This is a genomic window from Testudinibacter aquarius, from assembly GCF_004342725.1.
GTDB classification, from domain to species: domain Bacteria; phylum Pseudomonadota; class Gammaproteobacteria; order Enterobacterales; family Pasteurellaceae; genus Chelonobacter; species Chelonobacter aquarius.
In genome coordinates, this window is record NZ_SMCP01000004.1 from 144,003 (window position 1) to 157,752 (window position 13,750).

Sequence of the window (13,750 nt, forward strand, 5' to 3'; positions counted from 1 at the left end):
ATACGTCGCTAGTTTAGCAGGAAACTGCGCTTGGTGATAGCAATCTGACCACGTGATTTTTCGGCAGATTGTGTTATAAGTCATTGTTCAATTACTAGGATCTGTTGATCTTTGTTATAATTTGAGCTATAGACTATTTTTCGCCAATCTAACGCCTTGTTAAATACAAAACAAGAACAACTGCAAAATTGAGCCATTTTGCCTTGCTGCTCCCCATTTGATCTAATTTCAAATTTAAAGACTTTACGGATTAACATAGTTCAGTCAAAATAACGTTCTCACTTATTATATGCTTGGTCTATGCAAAAGATTAGATAAAATAGAGGGAAATCATGCAACAGACAATATGTTTAAATATGATCGTTAAAAATGAAGAAAATATTATTCAAGATACCCTACATAATATTATCCAACATATTAACATCGATTATTGGGTGATTGCAGATACCGGCTCTAGTGATAATACGATTAAATTGATTACCGATTTTTTTGCTGAAAAAAATATTAAAGGTGAAATTCACCAACATGATTGGCTGAATTTTTCACACAATCGAAATTTAGCACTGGATTTGTGCCAAGGAAAATCAGATTATATTTTTATCTTTGATGCCGACGATCGTTTCAACGGCTCATTTAAATTGCCGAGTTTAACCGAAGACAGCTATTATTTTTTAATGTCAAACCAAGGCACAGAATACCAACGCCCATTATTAATCAAAAATAACGGCCAATTTTTTTGGCGCAGTGTATTGCATGAATTTTTACAATCCAAGCAAACAAATCACTCAAAAGCACTAATTTCAGGCGACTATCACATTGTATCCGGACGTTTTGGACATCGCAGCCAAGATCCGGAGAAATATTTGAAAGATGCCGAACTGCTCGAAGCGGCATATCAGCAAAATGAAGATGAGGATTTAAAACCCCGTTATGCTTTTTATTGCGCTCAATCTTATCGAGATGCAGAATATTACCAGCAAGCAATCGAATGGTATCTAAAACGAATTGAATTAGGCGGTTGGATTGAAGAGGTCACCTGCGCCTATGAGTCCTTGGGAATCTGTTATGAACACCTGAATGATAATAAATCCGCTATTTATTATTGGCTTGCCGGTTATGATTATAATCCGAATCGGATAGAGTGTTTGTATAATGCCGTTCGATTATTGCGAATTCAAGGAAAGTGTAAATTAGCTTATCAACTTGGGATGATTGCTAAAAATATTCCTTTCCCCAAAAATGATATTTTATTTGTTAAAAAATCCATCCATGATTTTTGGATTAATTTTGAGCTATCTATCAGTGCTTATTATGTTAATGATTTCCAATTAGGCTATCAATGTTGTAAAAAAATCTTATTTTCTCATCCTGAGCCACATATCAGAGATATTACGATTAATAATTTAAAATTTTATCAGCAGCAGGCGGCTCAAGATTCAGTATCAGAAGTAAATAAATTATTGGATAAATTAACCGCTGATCTATCACCTAAAAATAACGCAACTGCCACAGAAATAATTGAATATTTAAAATCACTGTGACTAAAAAGCCGTGCCAATATAGATTGACACGGCTTATTCATAGCACAAAAACTTAGTTAGCCGAGATCACCACACGGCGGTTTGGACGCAGGCAGTCACGCAATGCTTGTCCTTGTTCCGCTTCACACGCCACCACTTGATCTGCTTTGCCGTGTCCGACTGCTGTCACCGCACTTGCCGCAAATCCTTTCGAAACCAAATAGGCTTTCACCGCTTCGGCACGTCTTTGCGACAACACTTGATTGTAGCTGTCCGAACCTAAACGATCGGTATAGCCGTCCACTGTCAGCGCTTTGCTGCCGCTTTCATTTAAACCACGCGCCACCTCGTCAATCGCCGATTTGCCTTTGGCGCTCAAGGTCGCCGAGTCAAAATCAAACAAGAAGTCGCCCGACAGTTCATACTGATTGTTACAGCCGGTCGGTTTCCAGAAGAATGATTGGGCATTCATGTCTTTGTCGAACAACACTTTGTATTGACAAATTTTATGCTCACCGTTTTGGCGGTAATTGAACACATAGTCCCATTCACGCACGGCAAACAAGCCTTCGCTAAAGTGCGGTCTGCCAATCAGATAATACAGCTGATCTTTGTTCATGCCTTTTTCGATCATGCGCACGTTATCCCAGTTCGGCCAAATGCCATACTGCGAACCGCTGAAATTCACACCGGCATCTTCCACTTTCGGCCACACCGGCTGATCGGTCGTGCCGTCCGATTTAACATCGCTCAAACGACAGCCCGCTAATGCGACTGCAACTGCCAGTGGTAACGCATACTTCACTAACTTTAATTTCATCTCACCATTTCCTTTTTGTTGACCGCACTTTGCACAACGTTGTCCAAAGTGCGGTTAAGATTTATTACCACTGATAACCAACACCGATACTGGCACTGGTATCTTTCTCGCTATTGGTGGCTCCCGTCAGTTTCACAATAACCTTGCCGTTATCACTGATACGGGAAACCCCTAACGCCATCGCATTTTCACCACGATGAGTACCGCCAGCGACGGCAACCATTGAGTGTCCCGGCAAATAAGCCTGTGGCAAGCCCGCCGCTGCCATAGCAGAAGCCGTACCTGCACTAGCACGATTGTCAACTTTGTTAATGCGGTTATTAATAGTATTGCTAACCGCACTTAACTGGTTCACATTCACCGCATCAGTACCCTCTACTCCCGGCGCGACGTTAGTGATTCGGTTGCCACCATTATTCAAGCCGTTAGATGTCAACGAAACCGTACCGTTATCTCCGCCAGTAACAGTCACACCGTTGTTGCCTACTGTCGTATTGCCTGTTTTAATGCTGGTGAAATTAGGGGTATCGCTCATTTTCACCGTGATATTGCCATTGCTATCGGCTGAAGTGGAGATGTTATTGCCATCACCTTTAATCCCGATAGTACTACCCAGTCTAGCAACATAGCTTCCGCTATCAGTTTCAAAGGTTAACGGTTTTTGTACTCCGGCAGTCAAATTACTGATTGCGGCTCCGACAGTATGCACCGTCACACTATTGCCACTGGATGGATTTCCATCGGTTACAGTATAAGTCGGTGCAGTAATGTTGCCGTTTACATCGACAGCTGAACCACCACCTAATGTCGCCGCCACCGCTTTAGCGTTGTTGTATAATTGACTACCGTTTACGGCATCGCTACTGGTCGCCGAGATGTTTCCGTTAGCCAGCCCACTGATTTTATTGGTGTTTGAGTCGGTTACCACCGTGCCAACTGTCGTTTTATCAAAACTGACGACTTTTGCTGTAGCCACGCTATATTCCACGCCGCCATTGGCATTGGTAGCCGTTGTCACTTCAATATTATCACCGGCAACAACTGAACTCTGCGCCTGAGCCTGCTGTTGGATCTTATACAGCTGGCTGCCATTTACTGCGTCCGTGCTGGTTGCCGAAATATCACCCTCTGCAACACCACTGATCTTATTACCGCCAGCATTAATGCCGGTCGTGCTAATACTGACATCACCCACGCGCAAACCGTCTTTGTTCAGCGCGACTTTGTCTGACACGGTTACGCCATTTTGATTTAACACAGTATTACCGGCAGTCACACTGTCAATATTCAGGTCTTTGGCTGTTGCTACATTGTAGATAGTCTGTCCGTCCTTACCTTTACTTTCGGTAACAACAATATTATCCCCTTGTGTTATTTCCGTTGCCGCAGCCGCCGCTGCTTTCTTCACATCATTTAACTGCGCAACATTAACCGCATCACTGTCGTTAACACCGGCTGCCACGTTGGTGATGGCATTGCCGCCATTGTTTAATCCGGCGTTGGTTAAGCTGACCGTGCCGTTAGTACCATCATTGATAGTTAGCCCAGTATTGTTTAGCACACTGTTGCCTGCAACAACGCTGTCTACAGTCAGATTATTCAGTGTAGCAATACTGATTTGATTGCCGTTTTGAGTCACAGCAATATTTTTACCGGCATCTATCGTCACGGTTTCGCCCGGTGCAACTTGTTCGACACTGCTACCTGACACTTCACCGTCAGAAGCACTGCTGGTCAAATTGAAGCCTTGGTTGGCGATGTTGCTGACTGCTTTAAGCTGATCTTCTGTCGCCGCCTGACCGCTGGTGATGTTATCCGCATTCCAACTGGTGTTGCTTAAGCCGCCGATAGTGCCGCTATCACCGTTGATGGTCACCGGTTTAGCAGTGCCAATCGTGACATTGTTCGATAATCCTAACTGAACGCCATCTGCTGTTGTAGTGCTAATGATGTTGTTGTCACCTTTAACATTAATGGTAGCGCCCAAGGCAAAATTATTACTGCTGTTGCCATCACCAAAGTTGATCCCTTTAACAATATTCGCTGCATTGGTCGCAATATCTGCGGTGTTCTGCGCAATATTAGCACTGTTAGCCGCGACATTTTGGTTAGTGGCATGCAACTGACTACCATTAACCGCATCGGTTGAAGTTGCATTCAGCTCACCTGCTTTAACATTCGTCAAGCTCACCGGCTCACTCGCCGAAGTGCCCCCCAGTGTAATGCTGTCGTGCGCATCATTGTCATAGACTACCGCATTCGGCACTGCGACATTGTATTCCACACCACCATCAGCATTAGTATCCGTCGTCACAGTGACATTATCACCAGCCACGACAGTGCTGTGCGCCGCCGCAGTCGTTCTAACTTCCTTTAACTGTGCAACATTAACTGCATCGCTATCGTTAACACCGGCTGCCACGTTCGTGATGGCGTTGCCGCCGTTGTTTAATCCGGTGTTAGTCAAGCTGACATTATTTGTTCCGCCAGTGATGGTGATACCGTCAGTATTGATCGTGGTATTGCCTGCAACAACGCTGTCAACCGTCAAATTTTTGTTTAATCCAATTTTCACACTGTCTGCGGTTGCCGTCGTCGTAATATTATCATCACCATTGATTGCTACTTTGCTACCCAGCAGTTTTTCATCAGTGCTGCCATTGTCGCCGGTAAAAGTTAAGCCCTTACTGTCAACCGCACTTTTCGCATCGACCCCTTTTTGAATGTCATCTTTGGTTGCTTGGGTTAAATCCAGCGCATAATCGGTGATATTGGTGGTGCTATCTTTCTCCGCTTTAACCACACTGACCGCACTTTCATTTGCCGCAGAAACACTGGCGCCATCAGCATTGACGGTGTAAATCGTTTGATCGTTTGCCCCTGTTGCTGTTGTTACTGAGCTGACATTGGTACCGGCTGCCACTTCACTTTTCGCTGCCGCCGCTGCATTTTTCACATCACCGATATTGGCGGCATTGCTGTCCACATCGCCGCCACTGGCGACATTAGTTATCTGGTTGCCGCCGTTATTTAACCCATTATTGGTTAAACTAACCGGACTATTCGCACCACCATTGATTGTTATTCCGGCGTCATTGAGCACCGTATTACCGGCGGTAACACTATCCAAATTAATATTTTTGGCTAACGCTAACTGCACCCCATCTGCTGTTGTAGTACTAGTGACATTGCTATCTCCTTTAACATTAATGGTATCTCCTAACTGATATTGCGTGCTTGTCGCACCATCGCCAAAGTTAATCCCTTTTTCGATTTCTGCTGTATTCTGTGCAATATTTTTAGTGTTGTTAGCAACATTTGTATTAGTCGTATGCAATTGGCTGCCGTTCACCGCGTCAGTTGAGTTTTCGTTGACATCTCCGGCTGCTACATTCGTGATTTTATCTCCACCGACATCCAAACCGTTTGCTGTGCCGGTTAAGGTTGTGCTGTTATTTGCATCACCTACAACCACAGAACCGGCATTAACCGTATTCGCACTGACACTGTTCAGCCCTGTTAAGTCTTTGTTCAACTTCACTTTTACGCCATTTTTATCAGCAGTTGTAGTGATATTTTCATCGCCATTGACCGCAACTTGGCTGCCTAACAGTTTTTCATCGCTGCTGCCACTGTCTCCGGTAAAGGTCAAGCCTTTACTGTCAACGGTCTCTTTAGCATCAACGCCTTTTTGAATGTCATCTTTAGTCGCTTGGCTTAAATCCAGTGCATAATCGGTGACATCATTGCCTTTGTCACTGGCTGTTGCCACAATCGCTGTTGAACCTGTTACCGTTGCTTTTTCCGCATTGACGGTATAAGTCGTGGTGTTGTCATCCACTTCAGCTGTCACTTTGGTATTATTACCCGCAATCACTTTGGCGACTTTCTGGTTGGCTGCTACTTGGTTGAGCTGACTCATATTTACCGCATCGGTGTCATTCTCACCTGCGGCAACATTACTGATTTTATTACCCGCCACATCAATACCAGTCGAAGTGATACTCGGACCATTGTTAATGCTTAACCCATCGCCGTTGATTACCGTGTTACCAACACTGACCTTATCAAAAACCACTTCTTTCGCCGTCGCAATTTTAATGCCGCCGTTGTCAGCTGTTAGCTCAATATTGTCACCGGTTACAAAGTTGGCGCTATTACTGTCTTTCGTCAGCGTTTTCACTTCAGTGCCATCAATTTGTGTTACCACAGTTTGAAGTGCAGTATCGGCTTTAGCTAAACTTGCTTTGCTCGCCTCTGACAGATCCACTTTATAGTCAGTGACGTTATTCACATCCGACGTATCAGGCTCTACCGTAACCGCACTTGAACCGGCTGAAGCCGTGGTTCCTTTGGCATTAACAGTGTAAACAGTTTGATTATCAGCACCTTTGCTTTCGTCCACAGAAACCACATTGGTACCGGCTTTCACTTCACTTTTCGCTGCAGCGGCTGCGGTTTTTACATCACCGATATTCGCGGCATTGCTGTCCACATCGCCGCCACTGGCGACATTGGTAATGCTATTGCCACCGTTGTTTAATCCGGTGTTAGTCAAGCTGACATTATTTGTTCCGCCAGTGATGGTGATACCGTCAGTATTGATCGTGGTATTGCCTGCAACAACGCTGTCAACCGTCAAATTTTTGTTTAATCCAATTTTCACACTGTCTACGGTTGCCGTCGTCGTAATATTATCATCACCATTGATTGCCACTTTGCTACCCAGCAGTTTTTCATCAGTGCTACCATTGTCGCCGGTAAAAGTTAAACCTTTACTGTCAACCGCACTTTTCGCATCGACCCCTTTTTGAATGTTATCTTTGGTGGTTTGGGTTAAATCCAGTGCATAATCAGTGATATTCGTGGTGCTATCTTTCTCCGCTTTAACCACACTGACCGCACTTTCATTTGCTGCAGAAACGCTGGCGCCATCGGCATTGACGGTGTAAATCGTTTGATCATTTGCCCCTGTTGCTGTTGTTACTGAGCTGACATTGGTACCGGCTGCCACTTCACTTTTCGCTGCCGCCGCTGCATTTTTCACATCACCGATATTGGCGGCATTGCTGTCCACATTGCCACCACTGGCGACATTGCTGATCGCCGTATTGCCGGCATTGATACCGTCTTTACTAATCTCAACAGTATCGCCCACCTTGATTGTTTCAGTCGCAATGCTGCTCAATCCAGTCAGATTTTTTGCCAACTCAATCGCAATTGAACCGTCCGCATTGCCCACTGTCTTGATGTTATTCGCCGTGGTCTCGCCTGTTGCGCCGCCGGTGATACTTAACACCTCTGCCGGTTTTCGCTTAATCAGGGTATCGTTATCCCCTTTAAATTGGGATTCGGTATTTTGAATGGCGGTATAAACATCGCCACCGTTGACCGCACTTTTGCTGCCTTCGGTCACGCTGCCGCCGTTGTTGATGGTGACACTGTCAAAGGTAACCTCTTTTGCGGTCGAGACTTTAATATCGCCGTTCTCGTTGGAAACCACAATATTGTCACCATTCACAAAGTTCACGCTGTTATTTGTTTGATCAACCGTTTTCGCATTCGCACCGTTCACTTGGGCTGTCCAGGATTGAAGTGCACTATCGGCTTTAGCCAGGCTTTCTTTGCTATTGTCTGATAGATCGACTTTATAGTCGGTGACATTATTCGTATCCGACGTACCTGCCGCTACTGTGACCGCACTTGAACCGGCTGAAGTTTTGGCGCCATTTGCATTGACGGTGTAAACGGTTTGATTATTATCGCCTTTACTTTCGTCCACTGACGCAACGTTAGTGCCGGCTTTAACTTCGCTTTTCGCTGCCGCCGCTGCAGTTTGCACATCACCAATATTCGCGGCATTGCTGGTCACATCGCCGCCACTAGCTACATTAGTAATCTGATTGCCACCGTTGTTTAACCCGGTGTTAGTCAAACTGACATTATTGGTTCCACCAGTAATCGTCACGCCATCGTTATTAAGCGTAGTATTTCCTGCAGTAACACTATCCACTTTTAACGCTTTGTTTAGTGCAATTTTCACCTCGTTTGCGGTTGCCGTTGTGGTAATATTTTCATCGCCCTTGATTGCAACTTCGCTGCCCAACAATTTTTCATCGGTGTTACCGCTGTCGCCGGTGAAAGTTAAGCCTTTGCCGTCAACCGCCTCTTTGGCATCGACCCCTTTCTTAATGTCATCTTTGGTGTTTTGAGTTAAATCCAACGCATAGTCAGTGACATTTGTGCTGCTGTTTTTCTCACCTTTAGCCACGCTGACCGCACTTCCTTCCGCGGCAGAAACGCTGGCGCCATCGGCATTCACGGTATAAATCGTTTGCTTAGTTTCGCCGGTTTCTGATGTCACTGACGCAACATTCGTGCCGGCTTTAACTTCGCTTTTCGCTGCTGCCGCTGCAGTTTGCACATCACCGATATTCGCGGCATTGCTGGTCACATCGCCGCCACTGGCAACATTGCTGATCACCGTATCGCCGGCATTGATACCGCCGTTATTAATACTCACCGGTCCTGCTGTCAGGCTGTTAGTTGTTACGTTATTAAACGTCACATCTTGCTTAGTCGCCACTTTAATGCCGCCACTGTCTGCCGTCAAAGTAATATTGTCGCCAGTAATGAAGTTAGCGCTGTTGTCATCTTGCTTCAGTGTTTTCACCGTTGCGCCATCAATTTGCGTTACCACAGTTTGAAGTGCACTATCGGCTTTCTCCAAGCTCTGTTTCGAGGTTTGCGACAAGCTGATGGCATAATCGGTTACCCCTGTTGCACTGGCAGCACCGGCAACCGCACTCAAACCGCTATCTGCCGCCGCACTGACGGTGGCTTTTTCCGCATTAACGGTATATGTGGTGACTGTGCCGTTGACTACCGGATCATTTACCGTAACATTATTACCTGCCTCTACAACGGTAGTTTTGTTTGCTGAGTTAATCGCTTCCGCTACATCAGCCGCAGTTGCAAAATTATCACCGTCAGTCTGCGCACTGACCGTACCGTTATCCGCCACGGTTAAATCCGATTTATTCACCGAATAACTGACATTTGAGATACCATTTGCTGTTGCCACTGTAGCCGTCGTGCCGGTACCATTGATGAAATTCACCGTATCGCCCGGCGCCACTTTTGCTGAAGTTCCACCGTTAGCTTGAATATTCCAACCCTTGGCTGCCACCTCTGCAACGGTATATAACTGACTACCGTTAATCGCATCGGTGCTGGTTGCACTGATTTGACCAGCGGCGACATTAATAATCTGACGTTCCGCACCAACTGCGCCAACGCTTACCACACCGTTCGCTGCACTACCGACACCGGCAAAGGTGCCGTAAGTAATACCATTAATGGTTGCAGATGTTTCCGCCGTAGCTGCACGATCCGCCGAGGCATTGCCTAAAATGACGCTGTTTGCTTGTGAAGTGGTGACGTTATTACCAACCACAAAAGTATTAGCCTGTTGCACATTATTTTGATTACCGATAATCCGACTACCGTCAGCGTCTGCGCCCATCAGATTGCCATTACCGAATGCGCCGGCATTATCTGCCGCAATCGGCGCAGCTTGCGTACCGTTATCATTACCGACAGTATAAGTGCCTGCACCCGTAATATAAGACGGATCGCCCAGCGCACCGGAACCTTTGCCGCTGACCACATTGCCAGTACCGATAGCAATACTGTCTTCCGCGGTGGCTTGCGCACCTTTACCGATTGCAACTGCATTTGCGCCTGAAGCAATTGCTGCATCACCTTGTGCTATAGAGCTGATCCCACTTGCAGCAGAAGTATTACCCAACGCAATTGATCTAGCCGCAGTAGCTCTCGCTTCATTACCAAGGCTGGTGGCATTTGCCGCCGTTGCCTGCGCCTGATAACCCAACGCTGCCGCACGAGTTGCCGACGCTGTTGCCAGATAGCCAACTGCCAAAGCGTTAGCAACGGTAGCATTAGCCTGACGTCCCAAAGCAGTTGCATTGTTGCCGTTGGCATTCGCCATCATGCCGAGTGCCACTGCGCTGTCGCCCGTGGCTTTAGTATTCGTACCCAATGCCATCGCATGGGCACCGTTAGCTTGCGCATTCAGTGCAAGCGCCACAGCATCCGAGCCGCTTACTTTGGTTGACTGCCCCAAAGCAATCGTGAATGCGCTAGTTTGTTCCGCACCATTAACTGTTTTTCCGGCTTCGTAACCGATAGCAATATTAGAACCGAGACTGCGTGAAGAAGCCGCACCGGCACCACTGCCAATGGCGATATTGTTACTATTCGGCGCACTTTCGGTGCCGATTAATGTACCGCCGGCTCCCTCACCAATCGCCACATTATTGTGACCATTAGTGATTGTGCCTTTACCGTTCATACTAATATTGCTGTTGCCGATGACATCATTGCCACTGCCATTACCGGTAGAGAAGTTTTTATTGCCGGTTACCCTCTGACCGGCACCGCCAAGTGCCACGTTGTTATTGCCGGTAACGGTCGAACCGCTGTTGCCACCAAGCGCCACATTACTGTTGCCGCTGACATCATTGCCTGAAATACTGCCAACAGCCGTATTTGCCTCGCCGGTCACGCGCGCACCTGCATCATCACCCAACGCCGAATTTCGCCAGCCGTTAATTCCACTGCCTGCATTGCGCCCCAAAGCGACATTGGCAGAACCGCTCAGATTGCTCCCTGCGGACAAACCAATGGCCACATTATACAATGCAGGGTTTTGGATGGCGTAAGTACCACCCAGCCCATCGTTGGTCTGCTCTGCCCGTGCGCTCAAATTACTGCCGGCATCACGACCAATGGCGATATTATCTTGCGGAATAATCACGACATTTTTAACGGTATCGCTGCCAGTGGTCATATTGCTGCCAGCTTGGTAGCCAAGGGCAACATTGTATTGCCCCGGCACATTTTGGCCGGCATTGGTACCCACCGCAACATTGTGAATATAACGAGTATTTGGAGCCGCATTAACACCAGCCGCATTACCAATTGCAACGGTACTGTTGCCCAACGCTTGTGCGCCCGAACCAATTGCGATTGCCGCTGTTGCAGCAGCTTGTGAAAACACGCCAAGTGCAAGAGAATTTCCACCTGAAGCCGTGGCATTACTAGAGATGGCAGTGGCACTCGCAGCACTTGCTGTTGATTTTGTTCCTATCGCCAATGCACTTTGTGCAGTCGCTTTACTCTGTGCCCCAACAGCGACAGCAAAATCAGCAGTCGCTTTAGTGTTGGTGGTATTGTCATAAGACGCAACACTAACACCATTTGCGGCAGTGCTTGGGGAAACATCGGCACTCCCGATCGCAATCGATTGATTACCTGTTGCGGTGGAAGACTGTCCCATCGCTAAACTGCCTTTACCACTCGCCCAAGCAACTGTACCAATCGCCATCGCATAATCATTAGTCGCGGCAGCTTGGCGCATCATCGATAAAGAGTTAAAACCCGAAGCCAGAGCACTGGTTCCAATTGCCGTTGCGCCCACATTCGTTGCCTGAGAATACCCGCCTAAGGCAAATGCCAAACCGCCGACGGCACGGGAATAATCACCGATTGCAATGCCTGAAACAGTAGCTCCACCGGTTGTGACCACATTACTGTTGCGACCAATCGCAACTCCGGTTACTGCCTCATCAGGAGAATAGAGATTACTGCCAACTCTGGCTACATTCGGATTAGTGTATGACAAATTTCCCGGATTATTATAATTAAACGCTCTATCTCCGCCCAATTGATTAGCCGGATTCGCCGGATTATTATTAAAAGCATAACCACTATTATCATTATTCGTAATAATAAGCGTCGCTGACGCTGCCATTGGCAACAGCGCCACTAAACTCGCAATCATGGTTGCTTTTAATTTAAACAAAAACGCAGATATTCTATTTTCTTGTTTGATTACCACATTATCGACACTGCTTGCAGCTTTATTCTGTGACGTTGCCAACTCTGAAACCACCACAAAAGTTTGCGTTGTTTTATTCCAAATGACTTTATAAATTTTGTTCATTCTGTTTCTCTTATCAATTCGACATAACTAACATATACATAAAATTTATACATACAGTAAAATTTAGGAGCGGATTAAACCACAACTTCAATTAAACTCAAAATGCATTTACATTTGGAAAATCAAGAAAATACCCAATGATTACAAGAGTAAAAAGTAACTCGTCGTAATTATTTTTACAAAATATCAATGTAAAATTTCATTTTTTTTCGATATTCAAATTCTATATAAAAAGCGTTGATCGCTTATAAATCAAGCTATGCCGTTATCATAAGCAGCTCAAATCACACTCGAAATGATTTTTTATTTCCCAATAAAAATAGAATATAAAATAAAAATAATAGAAACCAGTGTTATAAAATCCCATTATTCATTTGTTTTCTTTATCACAGCAATTGCTTTAATAAAAAGTAATTTTATTAAAAAATTAAGTAAGCAAGGTAAAATAAACAAAGAAGATAGCTGTAAGAGAAAGGTATTTAAAAATAGTGAAGAGAACAGAAAACTACTTAAAAATTGCAAAAATAAAAAACCACACTTGTTATTTATAGCAAGTGTGGTTTTTAGAAGTAGGATAGCGTAGGTTATTAGGTTATTTCGCTGAGATTATTACACGGCGGTTTGGACGCAGGCAGTCACGCAACGCTTGCCCTTGTTCCGCTTCACACGCCACCACTTGATCTGCTTTGCCGTGTCCGACTGCTGTCACCGCACTTGCCGCAAATCCTTTCGAAACCAAATAGGTTTTCACCGCTTCGGCACGTCTTTGCGACAACACTTGATTGTAGCTGTCCGAACCTAAACGATCGGTATAGCCGTCCACTGTCAGCGCTTTGCTGCCACTCGCATTTAAACCACGCGCCACCTCATCAATCACTGATTTGCCTTTGGCACTCAAGGTCGCCGAGTCAAAATCAAACAAGAAGTCGCCGGACAGTTCATACTGATTGTTACAGCCGGTCGGTTTCCAGAAGAATGATTGGGCATTCATGTCTTTGTCGAACAACACTTTGTATTGACAAATTTTATGCTCACCGTTTTGACGGTAGTTGAACACATAATCCCATTCACGCACGGCAAATAAACCTTCGCTAAAGTGCGGTCTGCCAATCAGATAATACAGCTGATCTTTGTTCATGCCTTTTTCGATCATGCGCACGTTATCCCAGTTCGGCCAAATGCCATACTGCGAACCGCTGAAATTCACACCGGCATCTTCCACTTTCGGCCACACCGGCTGATCGGTCGTGCCATCGGATTTAACATCGCTCAAACGACAGCCCGCTAGTACCATTACCACAGCAAGCGGCAATAAATATTTTGTCACTTTTTTCATTCAATATTCTCCACTTAATTATTGAGTGAGAACCGCACTTTTACCTA

5 protein-coding genes are annotated in these 13,750 nt (G+C 45.6%); 1 reads left to right on the forward strand and 4 read right to left on the reverse strand.

Going from position 1 to position 13,750, the window contains the following annotated elements; translation table 11 throughout:
- Positions 1–80 precede the first annotated feature (80 nt).
- Positions 81–257 (reverse strand): helix-turn-helix domain-containing protein, encoded by a 177-nt coding sequence (locus EDC16_RS12835; RefSeq protein WP_255296799.1) that lies wholly within the window; start codon positions 255–257, stop codon positions 81–83.
- A gap of 99 nt (positions 258–356) precedes the next feature.
- Between EDC16_RS12835 and EDC16_RS05455 the strand changes: the two genes are divergently transcribed.
- Positions 357–1,541 (forward strand): glycosyltransferase, encoded by a 1,185-nt coding sequence (locus EDC16_RS05455; protein ID WP_198362770.1) that lies wholly within the window; start codon positions 357–359, stop codon positions 1,539–1,541.
- Between the two features lie 52 nt (positions 1,542–1,593).
- Here the strand turns inward: EDC16_RS05455 and EDC16_RS05460 are convergent, their stop codons facing one another.
- The 3 genes from EDC16_RS05460 to EDC16_RS05470 form a co-directional block, all read right to left on the reverse strand.
- Positions 1,594–2,340 carry an OmpA family protein gene (locus tag EDC16_RS05460; RefSeq protein ID WP_132966208.1) on the reverse strand — a complete coding sequence of 249 codons (747 nt, stop codon included), beginning with the start codon at positions 2,338–2,340 and terminating at the stop codon, positions 1,594–1,596.
- A 64-nt stretch (positions 2,341–2,404) separates the two neighbouring features.
- Positions 2,405–12,367 (reverse strand): YadA-like family protein, encoded by a 9,963-nt coding sequence (locus tag EDC16_RS05465; protein ID WP_132966210.1) that lies wholly within the window; start codon positions 12,365–12,367, stop codon positions 2,405–2,407.
- 592 nt (positions 12,368–12,959) lie between these two features.
- Positions 12,960–13,703 carry an OmpA family protein gene (locus tag EDC16_RS05470; RefSeq protein ID WP_132966212.1) on the reverse strand — a complete coding sequence of 248 codons (744 nt, stop codon included), beginning with the start codon at positions 13,701–13,703 and terminating at the stop codon, positions 12,960–12,962.
- Between the last annotated feature and the right edge of the window lie 47 nt (positions 13,704–13,750).